This is a genomic window from Pseudomonas sp. RA_105y_Pfl2_P56, from assembly GCF_963970845.1.
GTDB classification, from domain to species: Bacteria; Pseudomonadota; Gammaproteobacteria; order Pseudomonadales; family Pseudomonadaceae; genus Aquipseudomonas; species Aquipseudomonas baetica_A.
This window is the reverse complement of record NZ_CAXAPL010000038.1, coordinates 1-21307: the sequence shown is the minus strand read 5'-3', so window position 1 is coordinate 21307 and position 21307 is coordinate 1. Positions and strand designations below refer to the sequence as shown.

Below are 21307 nucleotides of genomic sequence, written 5' to 3'. Positions count from 1 at the left end.
TTCACACACTCGACGAGCTCTGCCTTACACTGCCGGCCATGAAAAACATTCCCCACCAGCAAATCACCGAACCGGCGGTCACCTGTTCGACTTGCGCAGCGTGCTGCTGCCAGCTCGAAGTGATGCTGATCACCGACACCGGCGTGCCTGATCGCTTTATCGATACCGATGAGTGGGGCGGCGAAGTGATGCTGCGTCTGGACGACGGCTGGTGTGCGGCACTGGATCGCGACACGATGATGTGCACGATCTATGAGAAGCGTCCGCTGATTTGTCGCGAGTTCGAGATGGGCTCACCCGAGTGCATCGAAGAGCGCCAGGGTATCGCCACGGTATACCGCTGATCCCGAAAACACCCCAAAACCAAATGTGGGAGCAGGCTTGCTCGCGAAAGCGGTGGGTCAATCAACTCACATGTCGACTGATACACCATATTCGCGAGCAAGCCCGCTCCCACAAGGTTTTCTGCAAACAGTTAAATCTGTGCTTACAGTGGCATCGTGTAATGCAGCGCGTAGCTTTCTACACCGTCGTTGTCACTGGCAAGACCGGCGTTGGAATAGTGCATCGCACGAATCCCGACTTCATGCCCACCGTTGAAACGCAGACCAAAACCCAGGCGGTCTTCGAACTGGAAGGCGCCGCCCAGATTGTTCGATTCGTACCGGGTATTGGAGAACACCGCCACGCCAATCCCGGCCTCGACATACGGTTTGACCGATTGCCCGGCAAACTCGTAAACGAACACCGGCGAGAAGGACAGGCTGTTGTTGCTGGAGGTCTTGTCGCCTTCCCAATAGGTGTAGGCACCGCTCCAGTAACCGGTCAGGCGACCGACGTCACTCTGCAGCCAGCTCTTGTCCCAATCGAAATTCATCCCCAGGCGATACGTCATGGTTGAATCGCTGGTTGCCCCGACCCCGAACTCAACACCTGCTGCTTGTGCGGTAAAACTGTGCCCCATCAGTGCGGCCGCAATCGCGGCCAAACAGAATAGTCGCTTCACTTTGAAACTTCCTTTTCCGGAACGATCGTTTGGTTTTCTAGATAACTCACGCTATAGAAGGCGGCGGTTGATCAGAAGTTCAGCCGATTTTTTAGTTATTTCACACTTTTTTTACAATCCGAAGTGATGCACTTCACTTGCGGTTTGCCCCAGCAGCGGCAGGATGTTTTTGAAGTACTGCGGGTCGGCACTGGTCCAGAATCTGACCGACCGGTTCGGCCCTTCGGCGAGCAAATCGCGTTCGGCCAGAAGACGCTGAAGTTGCCGAGCCACGGCTGCACCCGTGTCGATCAGGCTGATGTTTTCGGGGAGCATCGACTTGAGCATCGTTTTAAGAAAGGGATAGTGCGTGCAGCCGAGAATAATGGTGTCGCAACCATTGGCCAGCAGCGGATCGACGTAGCTTTGCAGCAACTGGCGCAACGCGGCGCTGTGCAGATCGCCGCTCTCGATCAACTCGACCAGCCCCGGGCACGGCTGGGTGATCACCCGCACATCGGTGGCGAAGCGATCCAGCAGCGCTGCAAACTTGGCACTCTGCAAGGTGCCGGTGGTGGCGAGTACGCCGACCACACCGCTGCGGGTGGCAGCAGCGGCAGGCTTGACCGCTGGCTCCATGCCGACAATCGGCCAGTCGGGAAAATCCCGGCGCAGATCGGCCACAGCGGCCACCGTCGCGGTATTGCAGGCGACCACCAACGCCTTGGCGCCCTGCTCGCGGAAAAACCCGGCCATCACGCTACAGCGCTGGCGGATGAACGCAGGGGTTTTCTCGCCGTAAGGAATGTGCCCGCAATCGGCAAAGTACAGCAGCGACTCTCGGGGCAACAATCGCTGGATTTCGGCCAATACCGACAAGCCGCCGACACCGGAATCAAACACGCCGATCGGCGCTTCACGCATGGCGCGAACCACAGACGCTGCAACCCGGATCACGCTTGACCCGCAACTCGCGAAAGCGCGAGCCCAAGGCGTCGATCAACAGCAAGCGCCCCACCAGCGGTTCGCCGAACCCGACCAGCACCTTCAACGCTTCGAGTGCCTGAAGGCTGCCGACCAACCCCACCAGCGGCCCCACTACGCCAGCCTCGCTACACGTCAGTTCGGCTTCGCTACCGTGGCCGTACAGACAGTGGTAGCAAGGACTTTCGGCGCGACGCGGATCGAACACCGACAACTGCCCTTCAAGACGAATCGCTGCGCCGCTGACCAAGGGTTTGCCAGCGGCCACACACGCGGCGTTGACCGCTTCGCGCGTGGAAAAATTATCGGAACAGTCGAGGACCAGGTCCACCGCCGAAACGGCAGCGGCAAGAGAGTCCTCGTCCAGTGCCTGACGATGAGGCACCAGTAGAATCTCGGGGTTGATCGCACTCAAACGCTTGAGCGCCGAGTCGACCTTGCTCATGCCGACGCTGTCGGTGTCGTGGATGATCTGGCGCTGCAGGTTGGTCAGATCGACCGTGTCGAAATCCGCCAAATGCAATTCGCCCACACCTGCTGCCGCCAGATACAAGGCAACCGGCGCACCGAGACCGCCGAGGCCGACGATCAGTACGCGACTGTCCTTGAGCTTCAACTGGCCATCGATGTCGATGTGTTGCAGCAGAATCTGTCGGCTGTAGCGCAGCAATTCCTGATCATTCAGCACGGCAGGCGCCCCAGGCTGATGCGTTGATGACCGCCCAGATCGGTGCGGCTGTGGACTTCTTCAAAACCGCGCGTGAGCAGCAGATCGCGCACGGCTTCGGCTTGATCATAGCCGTGTTCGAGCATCAGCCAGCCAGCGGCCTGCAGGTGATCCGGCGCTTGGGCGACGATCAGACGCAAGTCATCGAGCCCGTCCTCACCGGCCACCAGCGCACTGGCCGGTTCGAAGCGCACATCGCCCTCGACCAGATGCGGGTCGGCGGACGCGATGTAGGGCGGATTGCTGATGATCAGATCAAAACGCTGACCTTGCAGAGCGCTGAACCAATGGCTGCTCAGCACCGTGGCGTTGTTCAAGTGCAGACGCTGACGATTGCGTTCGGCAAGTGCCACAGCTTCGAGTACGCGATCCACGGCAGTGACTTTCCACGCTGGGCGTTCGCTGGCCAAGGCCAACGCAATTGCGCCACTGCCAGTGCCGAGGTCGAGCACTTTAGCGGGCGTTGCGGGGAGCAACTCCAGCGCCGCTTCCACCAGCAATTCAGTGTCAGGACGCGGAATCAGTGTGTGCGGAGCGACTTCCAGATCGAGCTTCCAGAACCCCTGCTGACCCAGAATGTAGGCCACTGGCTCACCGCCGCGACGACGTTGCAGATACTCGGCAAAGGTCAGCGCCGCGTCACTGGGCACGATGCGCTCGGGCCAGGTGTGCAGAAAACTGCGCGACTTGCCCAGCGCCGCCGCGAGGAGCAATTCGGCGTCCAGACGCGCGGTGGGCGAATCCGGCAGTTCGGCGGCACGCAACAGGCTGGCAATGATGGTCATTTATTCACCTATTGCCGCGAGTTGGTCGGCCTGGTATTCGGCCAGCAAAGGCTCGATCACGGCCTCAACGCCACCGGCGAGAATGTCATCCAGGGAGTACAGGGTCAGGTTGACGCGATGGTCGGTGACCCGGCCCTGAGCAAAGTTGTAGGTGCGAATCCGCTCGGAACGATCACCGGAACCGACGAGCAGTTTTCGCTCGCTGGCAATCGCATTGGCCGCTGCGGCGGTTTGCTGATCATTGAGTTTGGCTGCGAGCCACGCCATCGCCCGCGCACGGTTCTTGTGCTGGGAACGTTCTTCCTGACACTCGACGACAGTGCCGGTCGGTATGTGCGTGATGCGGATCGCCGAGTCGGTGGTGTTGACGTGCTGACCGCCGGCCCCGGAGGAGCGGTAAGTGTCGACGCGCAAATCCGCCGGGTTGATCTCGATGGCTTCGCGCTCGTCTGGCTCGGGCAACACCGCCACGGTGCAGGCCGAGGTGTGAATACGGCCCTGGGATTCGGTGGCCGGCACACGCTGTACGCGGTGCGCGCCGGACTCGAATTTCAGCTTGCCGTAAACGTTGTCGCCTTCGATGCGGGCGATGACTTCTTTATAGCCACCGTGTTCGCCTTCGTTTTCCGAAAGGATCTCCACACGCCAGCCGCGGCGTTCGGCGTAACGCGAGTACATGCGGAACAGGTCGCCGGAAAAAATCGCCGCCTCGTCGCCGCCGGTGCCGGCGCGAATTTCGAGGAAGACGTTGCGGCCGTCGTTGGGATCCTTGGGCAGCAGCATGCGCTGCAGATCGGATTCCAGGGTGATCAGCAATTCCTTGGCTTCGTGGACTTCTTCCACGGCCATTTCACGCATGTCCGGGTCGCTGTCCTTGAGCAGCGCCTGCGCGCCTTCAAGATCGCTTTGTACACTGAGCAGCTTTTTATAGCCTTGTACCACCGGCTCAAGTTCGGCGTATTCCTTGGAATAGGCACGAAACTTGGCTTGATCGGAAATGACTTCGCCGTCGCCGAGCAGCGCGGTCAGTTCCTCGAAACGGTCCTGGAGGATGTCCAGCTTATTGAGCAGTGACGCTTTCATTGCGGTTTTTTATCCGAAAAGCTATCCGGTGAGCCCTCGAGGGCAAAGAGTTCCTGGGCCATGGCCAGCGCATCGAGGCGGCCTTCGGCAGAAAGCTTTTTCAGTTGCACGCTCGGGGCATGCAACAGTTTATTGGTCAGGCCACGGGCCAGTTGCCCGAGCACGTCTTCAGCGTTACCGCCGTTGGCCAGCAGACGCAGGGCTTTTTGCAGCTCCTCGTCGCGCAGGCGTTCGCTCTGTTGACGATAGGCCTTGAGCACGTCGACCGCCGCCAGTTCGCGCAGGCGCACCATGAAATCGTCAGCGCCGACCGAGACCATTTCTTCCGCCGCCTGGGCTGCGCCCTGGCGACTTTTGAGGTTTTCGGCGACCACTTCGTGGAGGTCGTCGACGCTATAGAGGTAAACGTCGTCCAACTCGCCGACTTCCGGCTCGATATCCCGGGGAACGGCAATGTCGACCATGAAGATCGGTTTGTGCTTGCGCAGCTTCAGTGCACTCTCGACCGCGCCTTTGCCGAGGATCGGCAACTGACTGGCGGTCGAACTGATGACGATATCGCTGCGCACCAACTCCGCCGGAATATCCGACAGCAACACCGCGTGGGCGCCGAACTGTTCGGCCAGCAGACTCGCGCGCTCCAGGGTGCGGTTGGCAACGACGATGCGCTTGACCCCCAGCTCGTGCAAATGGCGGGCGACCAGGGTGATGGTCTCGCCAGCGCCGATCAGCAAGGCCTGGCTGCGTTGCAAATCACTGAAAATCTGTTTGGCCAGGCTGACGGCCGCAAATGCCACGGACACCGGGTTTTCACCGATTGCGGTGTCGGTGCGCACCTGTTTGGCGGCATTGAACGTGGCCTGGAAGAGTCGCCCCAGCAGCGGCCCGATAGTCCCGGCCTCGCGGGCCACGGCGTAGGCCGATTTCATCTGGCCGAGAATCTGTGGTTCGCCCAGCACCAACGAGTCGAGCCCGGAGGCGACACGCATCATGTGACGAACTGCCGCATCATCTTCATGCACATAAGCACTCGCACGCAGCTCATCGAGGCTTAAATGGTGATAGTCGGCCAGCCAGCGCAGCACGATATCCGCACAAAGCTGATCCTGTTCTATATAAAGCTCACTGCGATTGCAGGTGGAGAGGATCGCAGCTTCGCGGCTGTCGGTCAGTCGGCAGAGCTGCTGCAGGGCCTCAACCAGTTGCTCAGGGGTAAAGGCCACGCGCTCGCGGACGTCTACTGAAGCAGTCTTGTGGTTAATACCGAGTGCAAGGAAGGCCATTCAAGGTCGCTGATGGTGACGTGAAGCCGGCAATTGTCCACCTTCGAAAGATTCAGAACAACTACCGCTGACTATTGTCCCAATTGTCGGCCCCTATAATGGGCACAATTGAGACTCGGTTATGTTTGGCCCAAGGCTTGTGTCATGATGATCCGACCGCAGGTTAGTCGTCCTCTTCCTATATGAATAGATCTTCCGCGTTGCTCCTTGCTTTTGTCTTCCTCAGCGGCTGCCAGGCCTTGGCACCCGTTTCGCCGGACGGTACGCCACCGGTCGAAGACACCACGCCCGCGCCTGAAAAGCCCAAGGTTTACAGCTCGTTCAGCGAGGAAACCATTTTCAGCCTGTTGAGCGCCGAACTCGCCGGCCAGCGCAATCGTTTCGACATTGCGCTGGATAACTACGTGACCCAGGCCATCAATACCCAGGACCCGGGCGTCTCCGAGCGTGCTTTTCGCATCGCCGAGTATCTGGGCGCCGACCAACCGGCTCTCGACACGGCACTGATCTGGGCAAGAAACGCCCCGGACGATCTCGAAGCGCAACGCGCCGCCGCCGTACAACTGGCACGCGCCGGGCGCTATGACGACTCCATGGTCTATATGGAGAAAGTCCTGCTGGGCAAGGGCGACACCCATTTCGATTTCCTCGCGCTGTCGGCGGCTGATACCGACCAGGAAACCCGCGACGGCCTGATGAAAAGTTTTGACCGTTTGTTGCAGCGTCACCCGAACAACGGTCAACTGATTTTCGGCAAGGCCCTGCTCTTGCAGCAGGACGGCGACAATAAAGCTGCGCTGACCCTGCTCGAAGACCACCCGCCGGAAGACGGCGAAATTGCCCCGATCCTGCTGCGCGCGCGCCTGCTGCAGCTCTTGAACCGTGGCGACGAAGCGCTGCCGGTGCTGCAAAAAAGCATCAAGAAGTACCCGGACGACAAACGCCTGCGCCTGACTTACGCACGCATGCTGGTCGAGCAGGACCGAGTGGACGACGCCAAAGCCGAGTTTTTCAGTCTCGTTCAGCAATATCCTGAAGACGACGAACTGCGTTATTCGTTAGCGCTGGTGTGCCTGGAAGCCAAGGCCTGGGACGAGGCCAAGGGCTATCTCGAAGACCTGATCGCTCGCGACAGCCACGTCGATTCGGCGCACCTGAACCTGGGGCGCATCGCTGAAGAGCGCAACGACCCGCAAGGTGCACTGATCGAGTACGCCCAGGTAGGACCGGGCAACGACTATTTGCCCGCGCAGTTGCGCCAGGCCGACATCCTGATGAACAACGGCAAAACCGCCGAAGCGCAAAACAAACTGGCGGCCGAACGCGACGCGCAACCCGATTACGCCATCCAGTTGTACCTGATCGAATCAGAAACCCTGTCGGCCAACAAACAGGACGACAAGGCCTGGAAAGTCTTGCAGCAAGCCTTGCAGCAATACCCGGACGACCTGAACCTGCTTTACACCCGGGCAATGCTCGCGGAAAAACGCGATGACCTGGCACAGATGGAAAAAGACCTGCGCCTGATCATCAAACGCGATCCGGACAACGCCATGGCGCTGAACGCTTTGGGCTACACCCTGTCTGACCGAACCACGCGCTACGCTGAAGCCAGGACGCTGATCGAGCAGGCGCATCAGATCAACCCGCAAGACCCGGCAGTACTCGACAGCCTCGGCTGGGTGAACTTCCGCTTGGGCAATCTGGACGACGCCGAGAAATATCTGCGTCAGGCGCTGGAGCGTTTCCCTGATCACGAAGTCGCCGCTCACCTCGGTGAAGTGCTGTGGGTCAAGGGCAACCAGCGTGAAGCCAAACAAATCTGGGGCAAATTCCTCAAGGATCAGCCCGACAGCACCATTCTGCGCAGTACCATCAAGCGCCTGACCGGATCCGAGACTCTTTAACTCATGTTTTTGCGCCACGTTATTGTTTTCAGCTTCATCGCCCTGCTCGCTGGTTGCGCGGGTTTCGGCGCTCGCGAATCGGTCGAGGGCCACGGCAGTCCGGCTCAATGGGCCGTGAACAAACAACAGCTGACAGGCCTCGACGGCTGGCAGATCGACGGCAAGATCGGCATCCGCGCACCAAAGGATTCCGGTAGCGGCACGTTGTTCTGGCTGCAGCGTCAGGACTATTACGACATTCGCCTGTCCGGCCCGCTGGGTCGTGGCGCCGCACGCCTGACCGGGCGTCCGGGCAAGGTCTCGCTGGAAGTCGCCAATCAGGGCCGCTATGACTCCGAGTCGCCGGAAGCGCTGCTTGAGGAGCAACTCGGCTGGAAGCTGCCAGTGTCGAATCTGGCCTGGTGGGTGCGTGGCCTGCCCGCTCCGAACAGCAAAAGTCGCCTGAACCTGGACGCCGACAGTCGTCTGGCCAACCTGGAACAGGATGGCTGGAAAGTCGAATACATCGCTTACACCGAGCAGAACGGTTACTGGTTGCCGGAACGCATCAAGCTGCACGGCACCGACCTTGATGTGACGCTGGTGATCAAGACCTGGCAACCGCGCAAGTTGGGGCAATAACCCATGACCGCTGCACGCCTGACCCTGCCCTCTCCGGCCAAGCTCAATCTGATGCTGCACATTCTCGGTCGCCGTGAAGACGGTTATCACGAATTGCAGACGCTGTTTCAGTTTGTCGATTACGGCGACGAAATCACTTTTGCCGTGCGCGATGACGGCGTGATTCAACTGCACACCGAATTCGCAGGCGTGCCGCATGACAGCAACCTGATCGTACGCGCGGCGAAAATGCTCCAGCAACAATCCGGTTCCTCACTCGGTATCGATATCTGGATCGATAAAGTGCTGCCGATGGGCGGCGGCATAGGTGGCGGTAGCTCGAACGCGGCAACGACTTTGCTCGGCCTGAATCATTTGTGGCAGCTGGGTTGGGACGAAGATCGCCTGGCCGCACTGGGGCTGTCGCTGGGTGCTGACGTGCCGGTTTTCGTTCGCGGCCATGCGGCTTTCGCCGAGGGTGTCGGCGAGAAACTCACCCCGGTCGATCCCGAAGAACCGTGGTATCTGGTGCTCGTGCCGCAAGTCTCTGTAAGTACGGCAGAAATTTTTTCCGATCCTTTGTTGACACGTAACACGCCGCCCATTAAAGTGCGCCCCGTTCCCGAGGGAAACAGTCGAAATGACTGCTTGCCGGTGGTTGCAAGGCGTTATCCAGAAGTACGTAACGCATTGGATTTGTTAGGTAAATTTACCGAAGCAAAGCTCACCGGAACTGGAAGTTGTGTGTTTGGGGGCTTCCCAAGCAAAGCTGAAGCTGATAAAGTCTCGGCCCTTCTGACAGAGACCCTTACAGGGTTTGTAGCAAAAGGAAGCAACGTTTCGATGTTGCATCGCAAGCTGCAAAGTCTGCTCTAAAGGAACCAAGTGCTCGGCACTTGAAGCAACAGATACAGGGGCGTCGCCAAGCGGTAAGGCAGCAGGTTTTGATCCTGCCATGCGTTGGTTCGAATCCAGCCGCCCCTGCCATTTTCTATACTCATCCAGGTTACCCTCAGCCTCTAGGTACTGCGCGTGTCCAAGATGATGGTCTTTACGGGGAATGCTAACCCCGATCTGGCTCGGCGTGTTGTACGTCAGCTGCATATCCCTCTCGGTGACATCTCTGTCGGTAAGTTCTCCGACGGCGAAATTACTGCCGAGATCAATGAAAACGTTCGCGGTAAAGACGTTTTCATTATTCAGCCGACCTGCGCTCCGACAAACGATAACCTGATGGAACTGGTCGTGATGGCTGATGCCTTCCGCCGCTCCTCGGCTACTCGTATCACTGCTGTTATTCCTTATTTTGGTTATGCCCGTCAGGATCGCCGTCCGCGTTCCGCACGTGTGGCCATCAGCGCGAAAGTCGTCGCTGACATGCTTACCGTAGTCGGCATCGACCGTGTTCTCACGGTTGATCTGCATGCTGACCAGATTCAGGGTTTCTTCGATATTCCGGTAGATAACATCTACGGCTCCCCGGTTCTGGTGGATGACATTGAAGATCAGCGCTTCGAAAACCTGATGATCGTGTCCCCGGACATTGGTGGCGTCGTGCGTGCACGTGCCGTTGCCAAGTCGCTGGGCGTGGATCTCGGGATCATCGACAAACGCCGTGAGAAAGCCAATCACTCTGAAGTGATGCATATCATCGGTGATGTCGAAGGGCGTACCTGCATTCTGGTCGATGACATGGTCGATACCGCCGGCACTCTGTGCCACGCGGCCAAGGCCCTGAAAGAGCATGGCGCAGCCAAGGTCTTTGCCTACTGCACACACCCTGTGCTGTCGGGTCGGGCCATCGAGAATATCGAAAATTCCGTGCTGGACGAGCTGGTGGTGACTAACACCATCCCGTTGTCCGCTGCAGCACAAGCTTGTGCACGTATCCGTCAACTGGATATCGCACCGGTTGTTGCCGAAGCGGTTCGCCGCATCAGCAATGAAGAATCGATCAGCGCGATGTTCCGCTAAGGGCCCAGCCCTTCTCGAAATGTCTCGTCGACGAAAAGCGCCCCGCCCCGGCATTCCTGTCGGGGCGGGGCTTTTTTGCCCATACCGTGTTTGGCGCTGGTCGCAAACGCCGCTCGGTCATGGCTATTTTGGAGATACAAAATGAACGAATTTACTCTGAATGCTGAAGTGCGTTCCGACCTGGGGAAAGGTGCGAGCCGCCGCCTGCGTCGTCTCGCCGCTCTGGTTCCTGCTGTTGTTTACGGTGGCGAAAAAGCCCCTGAATCCATCAGCATGCTGGCCAAAGAAGTTGCCAAACTGCTCGAAAACGAAGCGGCTTACAGCCACATCATCGAGCTGAACGTTGGTGGCACCAAGCAAAACGTGATCATCAAAGCCCTGCAACGTCACCCGTCCAAAGGCCACGTGCTGCACGCTGACTTCGTACGCGTTGTAGCGGGCCAGAAACTGACCGCTATCGTTCCTGTGCACTTCGTCAACGAAGCTGCTCCAGTGAAGAAAGGCGGCGAGATTTCGCACGTTGTTGCTGAAATCGAAGTGACCTGCCTGCCGAAAGATCTGCCTGAGTTCATCGAAGTCGACCTGGCTAACGCTGAAATCGGTTCGATCATTCACCTGTCGGACCTCAAAGCGCCTAAAGGCGTTGAGTTCGTTGCTCTGGCACACGGCGATGACAAGGCTGTTGCCAACGTCCACGCTCCACGTGTTGCTCCAGAAGCTACCGAAGAAGGCGCAGCAGAGTAATTCACTCTGTCATGCCTGAGTGAGCAAGTAACATCGCGGACTGGAACGTAGCGAGAAAGCGGGCGAGAACGCGGAGTTTACATCCATGGTAAATGAGCATTTTTCGTCCACTTTCGCCGCTTTCCCTGATCGCGGCGATGTTATCCACCACTCAAAGGAAGGGCCCCTATCGTGACTGCCATCAAACTGATCGTTGGCCTGGGAAATCCAGGCGCTGAATACGACCAGACCCGGCATAACGCAGGGGCCCTTTTTGTTGAGCGCATCGCTGACGCACAAGGTGTGAACCTTGTCGCCGATCGCAAATATTTCGGCCTGACCGGGCGCTACTCGCATCAAGGTCAGGATGTTCGTCTGCTGATTCCCACCACCTACATGAACCGTAGCGGCCAGGCCGTGGCGGCTCTTGCCGGTTTCTTCCGCATCAAGCCTGAAGAAATCCTGGTGGCACACGACGAACTCGACCTGCCTCCGGGCGTCGCCAAGCTCAAGCAGGGCGGCGGCCATGGCGGTCACAACGGGTTGCGCGACATCATCGCGCAACTGGGCAATCAGAATACGTTCTACCGCCTGCGGCTTGGCATCGGCCACCCGGGCGTCGCCAGTATGGTTTCAAATTTCGTCCTGGGTCGTGCGCCACGCGCCGAACAGGAAAAACTCGATGCCAGCATCGACTTTGCCCTCGGCGTGCTGCCGGATATCCTCGCCGGTGAATGGAACCGCGCGATGAAAAACCTGCACAGCCAGAAGGCCTGACTCTACTCCGAGGGGAAACACCATGGGATTCAATTGCGGCATCGTCGGCCTGCCTAACGTCGGCAAGTCCACCCTGTTCAACGCCCTGACCAAATCCGGTATCGCGGCCGAGAACTTCCCCTTCTGCACGATCGAGCCGAACAGCGGCATCGTGCCGATGCCGGATCCGCGTCTGGAAGCCCTGGCGGCCATCGTCAATCCGAAGCGCATCCTGCCGACCACCATGGAATTCGTCGACATCGCAGGCCTGGTCGCCGGCGCCTCGAAAGGTGAAGGCCTGGGCAACAAGTTCCTGGCCAACATCCGTGAAACCGATGCGATCGCCCACGTCGTGCGCTGCTTCGAAGACGAAAACGTGATCCACGTTTCCAACAGCGTCGACCCGAAACGCGATATCGAAATCATCGACCTGGAGCTGATCTTCGCCGACCTCGACAGCTGCGAGAAGCAACTGCAGAAAGTCGCGCGTAACGCCAAGGGTGGCGACAAGGACGCCGTCGTTCAGAAGGCTCTGCTGGAGCAACTGATTGCGCACTTCACCGAAGGCAAGCCTGCGCGCAGCCTGATGAAGAACATGAGCACCGACGAGAAAGCGGTGATCAAGGGCTTCCACCTGCTGACCACCAAACCGGTCATGTACATCGCCAACGTGGCTGAAGACGGTTTCGAGAACAACCCGCACCTGGACGTGGTCAAGGCCATCGCCGAAGAAGAAGGCGCCATGGTGGTTCCGGTCTGCAACAAGATCGAAGCCGAAATCGCCGAGCTCGATGACGGCGAAGAGAAGGACATGTTCCTTGAGGCCCTGGGCCTGGAAGAACCGGGCCTGAACCGCGTCATCCGCGCCGGCTACGAAATGCTGCACCTGCAGACCTACTTCACCGCCGGTGTCGAAGAAGTCCGCGCCTGGACCGTCAAAGTCGGTGCCACCGCACCCCAGGCGGCTGGCGTGATCCACACCGACTTCGAGAAAGGCTTCATCCGCGCAGAAGTCATCGCCTACAACGACTTCATCCAGTACAAGGGCGAAGCCGGTACCAAAGAAGCCGGTAAATGGCGTCTGGAAGGCAAGGACTACATCGTTAAAGACGGCGACGTGATGCACTTCCGCTTCAACGTTTAAGCATCACGCCCGAGAAAAAGCCGCGTTTGATACGCGGCTTTTTTGTGCCTGAAATTCACTGTTATTTCTTGTGCAATGGTGGTGAATCAGGCCTTTTTGGTACGCGGCAAAAAGATCGCCAACCCCCCGAACAACGGTAGGAACGAGCACAGGAAATACACGTACTCAATCCCGTGAACATCCGCCAGATGCCCAAGCAACGCTGCACCAATCCCGCCAAAACCAAACATCAAACCGAAGAACACCCCGGCGATCATCCCGACATTACCCGGCACCAGTTCCTGTGCGTACACCACAATCGCCGAGAACGCCGAGGCGAGGATAAAGCCGATGACCACGCTGAGAATGCTGGTCCAGAACAGGTCGACGTGGGGCAGGATCAGCGTGAATGGCGCCACGCCGAGGATGGAGAACCAGATCACCGCCTTACGGCCGATCTTGTCGCCAATCGGCCCGCCGAAGAACGTACCCGCTGCCACAGCGCCAAGGAACAGGAACAGATGAAGCTGCGAACTGGCCACCGACAGGTCGAACTTCTCGATCAGGTAGAACGTGAAGTAACTGGTGAAACTGGCCATGTAGAAATACTTGGAAAACACCAGCAACCCAAGAACTACCAGCGCACTGGTTACCCTGCCCTTCGACAACCCGTGAGTCGCCGCCAGACCAGCCTTGAGCTTGAACAGGTTGAGGTGATGGGCGTACCAGCGACTGATGCGGTACAGCACGAACAGCGCAAACACCGCGAACAGACCAAACCACGCCACGTTGCCCTGACCGAACGGAATGATGATCGCCGCCGCCAGCAACGGGCCGAACGCCGACCCCGCGTTACCACCGACCTGGAACGTCGATTGCGCCAGACCAAAGCGTCCGCCCGACGCCAACCGCGCGATACGCGACGCTTCCGGGTGAAAGGTTGAAGAACCGATCCCGATCAGCGCCGCCGCCAGCAGAATCAACGGGAAGCTACCGACCACTGACATCATCACGATACCAATCAGCGTGCAAATGGAGCCGGCCGGCAACAGCCACGGTTTCGGATGACGATCCGTGTGATACCCGACCCACGGCTGCAACAGCGAGGCGGTCAATTGAAAGGTCAGCGTGATCAGGCCGACCTGGGTGAAGCTCAAGCCATAGTTGGCCTTTAACATCGGGTAGATCGACGGCAGCACCGACTGGATCAGGTCGTTGATCAAATGCGCCAGCGCCACCGCGCCGATGATGCGCATCACCAATGGACTGCTTTGAGCAGGAGCGGACGCCGAGGCAGCGGCGGGCTGAACGTTGCTGATAGCCATGAAAGTTTCCGTACAGCAGAGGGATGCACGCAGGCAGGTGCGTCAATGTGCCATTTTTCGGTGCAGCAAAGCCATCCCCTTAGGCAGCTAACTAACTGGTTACTCGTCACCTCAAACTGATAGCGCAACGCCATGGTCTGAATCTTGCCTTGCTTCTTTCCCTGAACGCGGCCCCTTACAAAGGGGATCGAGAATGGGAAGTTTCGCTACAGAGTCAGCCTACAGAGCCGGCGAGAGTGAACTTTCGAGGCCTTTTAGCAGGGCACAACATCAAGGTCGCACGACCGCGATGCACGCCAATGGTGCGTGGTGTCCAGAGGAGTCATGGGGCATGCAGGCTTTTTTATCACCGGGAATCAAATTGCTGGGGTGGTTTGGATTCGCGCGTAAATTTCAGCTGTTGTTTCTGCTGTTCATTCTGCCGCTGGCCGGCAGCCTGTTGATGATCGGCCAAGGTTATCGCGACAAACTCAATCTGATTGGCGTTGAGCGCGCCGGCGTCCAGCAGTTGCTCGCCCTGGATGCGCTCGACAATCTGCTGGCGGCACAACGCGACCGCGCTGCCCGCTGGCGTGCAACCGAAACCAACCGCCAGCCAACGCCGGCGACGCTCGCCGCGATGGCTGCCTTCGACGCTGTGCAGCCAGCGGTCACACAAGCCGTCAGCGACCTGGGCGATGCGTTGAAGAATCAAGGCGCCGAGGGCGAAACCCTTGCCCGCTATCAGGCCTTGCAAACCGCATTGGACGGTCTGGACTCGAAAAGCCTGAGCGGCGTCGGTTGGTGGCCGGACGGATACGACCGTTTCACCCATGCACTCAGCACCCTGCAAGCGTTGCGTGAGCAGATCGTCATGGAAAACCGCCTGACCCTCGCGCCGTGGCTGGAAACCTACTTGCTGACGCAAATCTCGACGCAAGACGCGCCGGATCTGATCGAACGGGTCGGCCGCCTCGCCGCTGTCGGTCAGGCTTCGGTGGTGTCCGGACAGTTCACCTTGCAGAGCCGCCTGCAACTGCGCGATCTGCGCAGCCGGATTGGCGACGCCCGTGAACAATTAGTGAAAAACGCCGACCTTCTCAAAGCGCGCCTGCCCGGCGATCAACAAACCTGGGGAACGCAGTATCAAGACAGCCTGCAACGCCTGGACGCCGGCCTGAAAGTGCTGGACGACGGCATGTTCGGCGGCAGCATCAACCTTAAGCCTGAGGACTTCGAGCGTAGCCTGGACGCCCTGCTCGGCGATCTCGCCTCACTGCGCCAGCAATCGCTGATGTCCCTGGATCAGCGACTGGACTACTACCATGGCTCGGCCATCCGCCAGTTCATCATCGTTGCGGCCATCTTCGGCTGCCTGCTACTGGCCGCGCTGTACCTGTTCATTTGCCTGCAAGCCTCGATCCGGCGCAGCGCCAGCGGCATCACTGTGCTGGCCGAAGCCCTGCGCGACGGCAATCTGAGCCTGCAAGTGCCGGTGGTGGGCCGTGATGAACTGGCGGCGATCAGCACCGCCCTCAACGTCGCCGTGGTGCAATTGCGCACCAGCATGCTCGGCGTCGATCACGAGACCTCGCAACTGAGCAACGCGGTGCGCAGCCTCAACGATCACTCCAGTGGCGCGCTTGGCGAAGTCGAAGCGCAGCAATTGCAGATCAGCCAGATCGCCGCTGCCGCCACACAACTGGCCGCCACCTCCCAAGGCGTGGCGCAGAGTTGCGAACAGGCTTCCGGCAGCGCCCAGCACACCCGGCGCATCGCCGCTGACAGCAGCCGCGACAGCCAGCGCACCACGGCGAGCATTCAACAGCTCAATCAACGCCTCAACGAAACCGCTGCGGCATTGGGCCGTGTCAGCGAACAAGGGCAGCAGATCCAACTGGTGGTCGACACCATTCGCGGTGTTGCCGAACAGACCAACCTGTTGGCACTCAACGCCGCGATTGAAGCGGCACGCGCCGGCGAACAGGGTCGCGGTTTTGCCGTGGTCGCCGACGAAGTGCGCAGCCTGTCGCAACGCACTCAATCGTCGACCGCGCAGATCGCCGGCACCGTCGACAGCCTGCGCGCCACGGTCAACGAAGCGGTGAGCCTGATGGAAGCCGCCTGCGGCCAGGCGCAATCGGATGCCGAAGCGGTCACTGGCCTCGGCGAACGACTGGGGGAAATTGCCAGCGCCGTGCAGAGTGTCACAGACACCCTCGCGCAGATCGCCACGGCAGTTGAAGAGCAAGCGAGCACCGCCGATGAGGTCAGCGGCAATATCCAGCAGGTCGATCAGGCCGCCGTGCGTTTGCTTGAAGGCGCGCGGGCAGTGAATCTCGCGGCGGACACTTTGAGTCAAGGCAGCCATGCCTTGAGCGCCAATACCGCAAGATTCCAACTGCGTTGACGCCCTGCCCGGCCCGGATTTTCCGGGCCGGAGGATAAGCGGTTGAAAATAAGAAGAAATATTTTAAATTTACGCTTGACGCTTTTCCATTTCAGGGGAATAATGCGCGCCACTTGGCTACATAGCTCAGTTGGTTAGAGCATAGCATTCATAATGCTGGGGTCCGGGGTTCAAGTCCCTGTGTAGCCACCAAGTACTAAAAACGGCTTACCGAAAGGTAGGCCGTTTTTTTATGCCTCGAGAAAAGTGCCGGCGCTGTGGCGAGCGCGTCTGGCACAGGGAGAGGCGCAGGAGTCATCAAAACACCTTGAGTTACGCACCTGGCCAAAGCGTTTGATATTAATCTTGCCTGACGATATCGACCGAGATCTCCACTGCCGCAACAGGGCCTCTGTTCTCAAGCCAGTGCGTAGTGTTTCTGTCCTCGGGCCACCCCACTCCGGGTCCATAGTCCGTGGCGACGCCATGCCGATGATCAGTGATCGTTCCTTGCAATATGTAAACAGTACCGGGTCGGTCTTTATGGCTATGAACCGGCCCGAAGACCCCTCCAGGCTCAATGGTCACCATCCGCATTCGAAGTTGACGCCCTGCCATGCCTTCAATCTCAGGGCCGAGGTCAACGGTTGCAAGTAATGTCACCGCCACACCTTTTGTCTCAGGTGCCATCTGTTCGTTGATCATCACGCGCACCTCTCTGGCTATACAGGAACGACTGGATATGAGCACCTTCGGTGCGATCACATGTCCCTATCAGCGTAGAAGTATCTGAGCCATATCGGGCGCTCGTTGTGCAGGATGCTCAGGCCTCACGCTTACCCTTGATCCGACAGAAAACTGGCCCAGGCATGAAGGAGAAACAGACCGATGGTTTGCGTCCTTCACGGTCGGTCGATAAAGTCCCACAGACTTTTACCCCATGGACGGAGAGCCCGCGTGTTTTCAGCCTTGCCCTTGAGCCGCTTTCGCCTGCCAGCCCTGACGCTGATCATCAGCGCCCTGACCCTCACCGCGTGCAACGCCCCGCCCGCCTCGACCCTGCCTTTGGCACCGGAAGCCGCCTCCGGTTACCGCACCGATCTGCAACCCCGTCACGCCAGCAAACACATGGCCGCCGCTGCGAATCCACTGGCCGCTGAGGCCGGGCGCGAGATGCTGCGTCAGGGCGGTTCGGCGATTGATGCGGCGATTGCGATGCAAGCGGTGCTGACGTTGGTTGAACCGCAATCCTCCGGGATTGGTGGCGGCGCGATGATCGTGTTGTGGGATGGCAAAAAAGTGCAGACCTATGACGGTCGCGAAACCGCTCCGGCCGGTGCCACCGAGAAGCTGTTCCTGCAAGCGGACGGTAAACCGATGCCGTTCCCACAGGCGCAGATTGGCGGCCGGTCGGTCGGCACACCGGGCGTGTTGCGCGCACTGGAGTTGGCACATAAACAGCACGGTCGCCTGCCGTGGGCGAAGCTGTTCGAGCCGGCGATCAAACTTGCCGAGCAGGGCTTCGCCATCTCTCCTCGCCTGCATTCACTTCTCGTGTCAGATCCGGCGATTCGCCAGTCGCCGGACATGGCCAAGTATTTCCTCAATGCCGATGGCAGCGTCAAAGCCATTGGCACACGCCTGCAAAACCCGGCACTGGCCGCGGTGCTCAAACGCATTGCCAGCGAAGGCGCCGATGCGCTGTACAAAGGCCCGATTGCCGAGGACATCGTCGCCAAGGTCCAGGGGCACGCCAACCCCGGCAGTCTGTCGCTGAATGATCTGCAGCGTTATCAGGCCAAGGAACGTGCGCCGCTGTGCACCGACTACAAACGCTGGCAGGTCTGCGGCATGCCGCCACCGTCGTCGGGCGGCATTGCCGTGGCGCAGATTCTCGGCACCTTGCAGGCCCTGGAAACCCGCGATCCGCGCTGGGCACTGGCACCACTCAAACCGCTGAAGACTGACAAACCGGCCGGCATCGAACCCGATCCACAAGCGGTGCACCTGATCGCCGAAGCTGAGCGACTGGCCTACGCCGACCGCGCGCAATACGTCGCTGACACTGACTTCGTGCCGGTACCGGTCAAAGGTCTGGTTGACCCAGGCTATCTCGCCAGTCGCGCCAGCCTGATCGGCGAACGCAGCATGGGCAGCGCCAAACCGGGCACGCCGCCGGGCGTGCAGGTCGCCTACGCGCCGGACCGCTCGCCGCTGCGCATTTCCACCTCGCAAGTGGTGGCGGTGGATGACCTCGGCGGGGCCGTGTCGATGACCACCACCATCGAAGCGGCATTCGGCTCGCACCTGATGGTTCAGGGCTTTTTGCTGAACAATCAATTGACCGACTTCTCGTTCATCCCCGAAGAGAACGGGCAGAAAGTCGCCAACCGCGTCGAACCCGGCAAACGCCCACGTTCATCGATGGCACCCACGCTGATCTTCGATCGCAACAGCGGCGAATTCCTCGCCGGCGTCGGCTCACCGGGCGGCTCGCAGATCATCGAATACGTCGCCAAAACCACCGTCGGCCTGCTCGACTGGAACCTCGACCCGCAAAGCGCCATCAGCCTGCCCAACTTCGGCAGCCGCAACGGCCCGACCGAACTGGAACAAGGCCAGTTCAGCCCGGCGCTGATTCAGGCGTTGAAGGACAAAGGTCACGCGGTGAGTGAAATCGACATGACCAGCGGCACCCAAGCCATCGTACGGGTCAAGGATGCGCAGGGGAAAGCGACGTTGGAAGGTGGCGCGGACCCACGGCGTGAGGGGGAAGCGTTGGGGGATTGAGGATTATGTAGTGAATGGAAAAGGCTTACCGCAAGGTAGGCCTTTTTTGTTGGGCAGTTTGAGAAATATTGAGAGTCGCCATTGGCGGCTGCCTATTTCGCGGGCACGGAGTTCGACTCCGTGCCATGAATTCACAAAGCTATTCAGCGAGTTTTTGGTGTGACTCCAAATCCACAAGCCGAGAAGTTGGACCATTGGCTTTCAGGCGCTCAGTGACCACTTTTGGCCACAGGTTTCGGGAACGGCGTTTGGCAACGCTGTAGGTGAGTTCCTGGATTCGAAAACAGGGATAAAGAAGAAATGTGCAGACAACCATAACTACGTCGGTTCCGCCCAAGTAATTTCTTCCGCCATTTTCGGCTCTGGTTTTTTTAGTGCCAGCGAGGGTGTCCCTGAACCAGCCACTCATGTTGGGTTTCACCGCCAATTGGCTCTGTACAAAAGCATCTGACTCACTGTGGTTGCCGTGTTCATCAAAATAAGGGCCGTTGTTCATGTATGAGCGGATGTACTCCCAAAAACTCTTTTGCATTTCCAGGGATTTACCAAACGGGGCACCGAGGCTGACCATGAGCGCCGTTTCCGGCTCTTCAAATTTCCACACCCGGATTTCCAGCGATGCGCTCTGCATTCCGCCTATGTGGGTGCCAACAACCTGGAACTCATTGGCCACGGCTGACATGCCATCCCATAGTGCGTGGAACAGTTCACCGTCGTAATCAAAATACTGCCGAACAACCAGACGGGCGTCATGTCACGCCACGGCCTCGGTACCTTGTAGCTATTGGTCGGGCTGTTCTTGATCAGATGCCGATAGCCCTGAGCATCCGACCTCAAGCCAACTCGCTTTGAGCCTGCGCGGCCAGTTCAGCCTCGCGTTTGGCGATGGCTGCTTCCAACTCTGGAGAGCGTTTGGCCCATTGTTCCGGCGGGAGTGGTTTTGACCATTCGATGATGTCGGGATAGGGCAAGTCGGGAGGCGGGTTCAACTTCCAACGCTCCAGCACATCGATCAGCAGCGTGTTGAATATGAATATTCCGCAGAACCCTTCCCAGAGAACGGTTACGAACCAGCCTCTTAACTTCGCGGCTTTGATCAGATCATCCAGATAAGTCGCCCAGATTCCTTTTGACCTGTCGAAACGGGCGGTTTGATCCTCGACAGCCTCTGGCCCGATCTCCATATAACTGCGCATGCATTCCCACAACGCCATCGCCGTCGTGCCGCCGCCACAGTTGAAGCCCAGTGAAAAGTGTTTGTTGTCTTCCGTAGCGTGCGGGTCGGGGTTTTCGAAACCGATGACCAGTAGACCCATTGTGGCCTTGCCGGCCTGACTGACCGACGATTGCTGGGTGGCGGCCGCCGTCACGGTTTCCCAGGGGACAACCCAGTACTCGCCGTTGTCGCGGGAGACGCAGACTTCGCGGCGTTGGCGATTGAAGCGTACGGGTAAGGGGACTTCGCGGAAGAGGCCCTGAATCAAGAAGAAAGTTGGCACGCCAATAATGAACGTCGTCATGACCGCAAAAATATGCATGTCATCGTGATCATTTCGGAACAGATACCCCATGAAAGCAAACAACACCACCATTGGCCAAAGCACCATCACCGCCGAACCGATGCTGTAGTTACCCACATCGAGAAACACCTCGTTCTTGCGCCAGATGATATTCAACACATCAGAGGATTTTCTACCGGTTGGAATCGGCAATGGCGCCAAGTAATCATTGCGCGAAAACATTCTTTTTTTCGTAGTGCCCGCCGGAGGCGTACTCATGACTGCGCCTCCACTCGCCCGGCCAACTCGGCTTCGCGCTTGACGATGGCTTCTTCCAACTCCGGGGAGCGTTTGGTCCATTGCTCCGGGAGGAGTGGTTTTGACCATTCGATGAT

At 58.9% G+C, this 21307-nt stretch carries 20 protein-coding genes and 2 tRNA genes; 12 read left to right on the top strand and 10 right to left on the bottom strand.

Features of this window, described 5'->3' with window-relative positions:
• Positions 1-38 precede the first annotated feature (38 nt).
• Positions 39-344, top strand: a complete 306-nt coding sequence (locus AACY11_RS22140; RefSeq protein ID WP_221731562.1) for a YkgJ family cysteine cluster protein — start codon at positions 39-41, stop codon at positions 342-344.
• Positions 345-487: 143 nt separating this feature from the next.
• Here AACY11_RS22140 and AACY11_RS22135 read toward each other — a convergent pair whose 3' ends face one another.
• The 6 genes from AACY11_RS22135 to hemA form a co-directional block, all read right to left on the bottom strand.
• The gene (locus AACY11_RS22135) at positions 488-1006 is read right to left on the bottom strand and encodes an acyloxyacyl hydrolase (protein ID WP_339432200.1); all 519 of its coding nucleotides are present in this window, start codon (positions 1004-1006) and stop codon (positions 488-490) included.
• Between the two features lie 111 nt (positions 1007-1117).
• Positions 1118-1909 (bottom strand): glutamate racemase, encoded by a 792-nt coding sequence (murI, locus tag AACY11_RS22130; RefSeq protein ID WP_339432201.1) that lies wholly within the window; start codon positions 1907-1909, stop codon positions 1118-1120.
• Positions 1902-2657 carry a molybdopterin-synthase adenylyltransferase MoeB gene (locus AACY11_RS22125; RefSeq protein ID WP_339495730.1) on the bottom strand — a complete coding sequence of 252 codons (756 nt, stop codon included), beginning with the start codon at positions 2655-2657 and terminating at the stop codon, positions 1902-1904. Before AACY11_RS22125 ends, murI begins: the two co-directional genes overlap by 8 nt.
• Complete coding sequence (prmC, locus tag AACY11_RS22120) at positions 2651-3481, bottom strand: peptide chain release factor N(5)-glutamine methyltransferase (RefSeq protein ID WP_339495729.1); 831 nt, start codon at positions 3479-3481, stop codon at positions 2651-2653. Before prmC ends, AACY11_RS22125 begins: the two co-directional genes overlap by 7 nt.
• Positions 3482-4564, bottom strand: coding sequence for a peptide chain release factor 1 (gene prfA, locus AACY11_RS22115; protein WP_339432204.1), 1083 nt, complete (start codon positions 4562-4564; stop codon positions 3482-3484). It lies immediately after the preceding gene.
• Positions 4561-5847 carry a glutamyl-tRNA reductase gene (gene hemA / locus AACY11_RS22110; protein ID WP_339465327.1) on the bottom strand — a complete coding sequence of 429 codons (1287 nt, stop codon included), beginning with the start codon at positions 5845-5847 and terminating at the stop codon, positions 4561-4563. Before hemA ends, prfA begins: the two co-directional genes overlap by 4 nt.
• 182 nt (positions 5848-6029) lie before the next feature.
• On the opposite strand from hemA, the gene AACY11_RS22105 reads away from it, so the two are divergent.
• The 8 genes from AACY11_RS22105 (at position 6030) to ychF (ending at position 12951) form a co-directional block, all read left to right on the top strand.
• On the top strand, positions 6030-7754 hold the full coding sequence (locus AACY11_RS22105; RefSeq protein ID WP_339432206.1) for a tetratricopeptide repeat protein: 1725 nt from the start codon (positions 6030-6032) through the stop codon (positions 7752-7754).
• Between the two features lie 3 nt (positions 7755-7757).
• The gene (lolB, locus tag AACY11_RS22100; protein WP_339432207.1) at positions 7758-8375 is read left to right on the top strand and encodes a lipoprotein insertase outer membrane protein LolB; all 618 of its coding nucleotides are present in this window, start codon (positions 7758-7760) and stop codon (positions 8373-8375) included.
• 3 nt (positions 8376-8378) lie between these two features.
• Positions 8379-9230, top strand: coding sequence for a 4-(cytidine 5'-diphospho)-2-C-methyl-D-erythritol kinase (gene ispE / locus AACY11_RS22095; protein ID WP_339495728.1), 852 nt, complete (start codon positions 8379-8381; stop codon positions 9228-9230).
• Between the two features lie 36 nt (positions 9231-9266).
• Positions 9267-9341 (top strand) — tRNA-Gln (locus AACY11_RS22090).
• 45 nt (positions 9342-9386) lie between these two features.
• Entirely contained in the window at positions 9387-10328 is a 942-nt protein-coding gene (locus AACY11_RS22085; protein ID WP_003171603.1) for a ribose-phosphate pyrophosphokinase, read from the top strand.
• 141 nt (positions 10329-10469) lie between these two features.
• Complete coding sequence (locus tag AACY11_RS22080; protein ID WP_221731572.1) at positions 10470-11072, top strand: 50S ribosomal protein L25/general stress protein Ctc; 603 nt, start codon at positions 10470-10472, stop codon at positions 11070-11072.
• Between the two features lie 171 nt (positions 11073-11243).
• Positions 11244-11828: an aminoacyl-tRNA hydrolase gene (pth, locus tag AACY11_RS22075; protein ID WP_007912902.1), complete on the top strand. Its 585-nt coding sequence runs from the start codon at positions 11244-11246 to the stop codon at positions 11826-11828.
• Positions 11829-11850: 22 nt separating this feature from the next.
• The gene (gene ychF / locus AACY11_RS22070; RefSeq protein WP_187678059.1) at positions 11851-12951 is read left to right on the top strand and encodes a redox-regulated ATPase YchF; all 1101 of its coding nucleotides are present in this window, start codon (positions 11851-11853) and stop codon (positions 12949-12951) included.
• An 86-nt stretch (positions 12952-13037) separates the two neighbouring features.
• On the opposite strand, the gene AACY11_RS22065 is transcribed toward ychF, so the two are convergent.
• Positions 13038-14255 carry an MFS transporter gene (locus AACY11_RS22065; RefSeq protein ID WP_339495727.1) on the bottom strand — a complete coding sequence of 406 codons (1218 nt, stop codon included), beginning with the start codon at positions 14253-14255 and terminating at the stop codon, positions 13038-13040.
• Positions 14256-14586: 331 nt separating this feature from the next.
• Here AACY11_RS22065 and AACY11_RS22060 point away from each other — a divergent pair, with 331 nt between their 5' ends.
• Entirely contained in the window at positions 14587-16644 is a 2058-nt protein-coding gene (locus AACY11_RS22060) for a methyl-accepting chemotaxis protein (RefSeq protein WP_339495726.1), read from the top strand.
• A 115-nt stretch (positions 16645-16759) separates the two neighbouring features.
• Positions 16760-16836: transfer RNA gene (locus tag AACY11_RS22055), tRNA-Met, on the top strand.
• A 147-nt stretch (positions 16837-16983) separates the two neighbouring features.
• Here the strand turns inward: AACY11_RS22055 and AACY11_RS22050 are convergent.
• The gene (locus AACY11_RS22050) at positions 16984-17328 is read right to left on the bottom strand and encodes a cupin domain-containing protein (protein WP_339432211.1); all 345 of its coding nucleotides are present in this window, start codon (positions 17326-17328) and stop codon (positions 16984-16986) included.
• 252 nt (positions 17329-17580) lie between these two features.
• Here AACY11_RS22050 and ggt point away from each other — a divergent pair, with 252 nt between their 5' ends.
• On the top strand, positions 17581-19413 hold the full coding sequence (gene ggt, locus AACY11_RS22045; protein ID WP_339495725.1) for a gamma-glutamyltransferase: 1833 nt from the start codon (positions 17581-17583) through the stop codon (positions 19411-19413).
• Positions 19414-19552: 139 nt separating this feature from the next.
• Here ggt and AACY11_RS22040 read toward each other — a convergent pair whose 3' ends face one another.
• Both AACY11_RS22040 and AACY11_RS22035 read right to left on the bottom strand, forming a co-directional pair.
• A complete protein-coding gene (locus AACY11_RS22040) occupies positions 19553-20086 on the bottom strand; it encodes a hypothetical protein (protein WP_339495724.1) in 534 nt (177 codons plus the stop codon).
• A gap of 160 nt (positions 20087-20246) precedes the next feature.
• Entirely contained in the window at positions 20247-21191 is a 945-nt protein-coding gene (locus AACY11_RS22035) for a hypothetical protein (protein WP_339495723.1), read from the bottom strand.
• Positions 21192-21307: the final 116 nt, after the last annotated feature.

Bases quoted from the DNA above. Each gene is read 5' to 3' on its own strand.
- AACY11_RS22140 (WP_221731562.1), top strand. From the start codon at position 39: ATGAAAAACATTCCCCACCAGCAAATCACCGAACCGGCGGTCACCTGT.
- murI (WP_339432201.1), bottom strand. From the start codon at position 1,909: ATGCGTGAAGCGCCGATCGGCGTGTTTGATTCCGGTGTCGGCGGCTTG.
- prmC (WP_339495729.1), bottom strand. From the start codon at position 3,481: ATGACCATCATTGCCAGCCTGTTGCGTGCCGCCGAACTGCCGGATTCG.
- prfA (WP_339432204.1), bottom strand. From the start codon at position 4,564: ATGAAAGCGTCACTGCTCAATAAGCTGGACATCCTCCAGGACCGTTTC.
- hemA (WP_339465327.1), bottom strand. From the start codon at position 5,847: ATGGCCTTCCTTGCACTCGGTATTAACCACAAGACTGCTTCAGTAGAC.
- AACY11_RS22105 (WP_339432206.1), top strand. From the start codon at position 6,030: ATGAATAGATCTTCCGCGTTGCTCCTTGCTTTTGTCTTCCTCAGCGGC.
- lolB (WP_339432207.1), top strand. From the start codon at position 7,758: ATGTTTTTGCGCCACGTTATTGTTTTCAGCTTCATCGCCCTGCTCGCT.
- ispE (WP_339495728.1), top strand. From the start codon at position 8,379: ATGACCGCTGCACGCCTGACCCTGCCCTCTCCGGCCAAGCTCAATCTG.
- AACY11_RS22080 (WP_221731572.1), top strand. From the start codon at position 10,470: ATGAACGAATTTACTCTGAATGCTGAAGTGCGTTCCGACCTGGGGAAA.
- ychF (WP_187678059.1), top strand. From the start codon at position 11,851: ATGGGATTCAATTGCGGCATCGTCGGCCTGCCTAACGTCGGCAAGTCC.
- AACY11_RS22065 (WP_339495727.1), bottom strand. From the start codon at position 14,255: ATGGCTATCAGCAACGTTCAGCCCGCCGCTGCCTCGGCGTCCGCTCCT.
- AACY11_RS22060 (WP_339495726.1), top strand. From the start codon at position 14,587: ATGCAGGCTTTTTTATCACCGGGAATCAAATTGCTGGGGTGGTTTGGA.
- AACY11_RS22050 (WP_339432211.1), bottom strand. From the start codon at position 17,328: ATGATCAACGAACAGATGGCACCTGAGACAAAAGGTGTGGCGGTGACA.
- AACY11_RS22035 (WP_339495723.1), bottom strand. From the start codon at position 21,191: ATGAGTACGCCTCCGGCGGGCACTACGAAAAAAAGAATGTTTTCGCGC.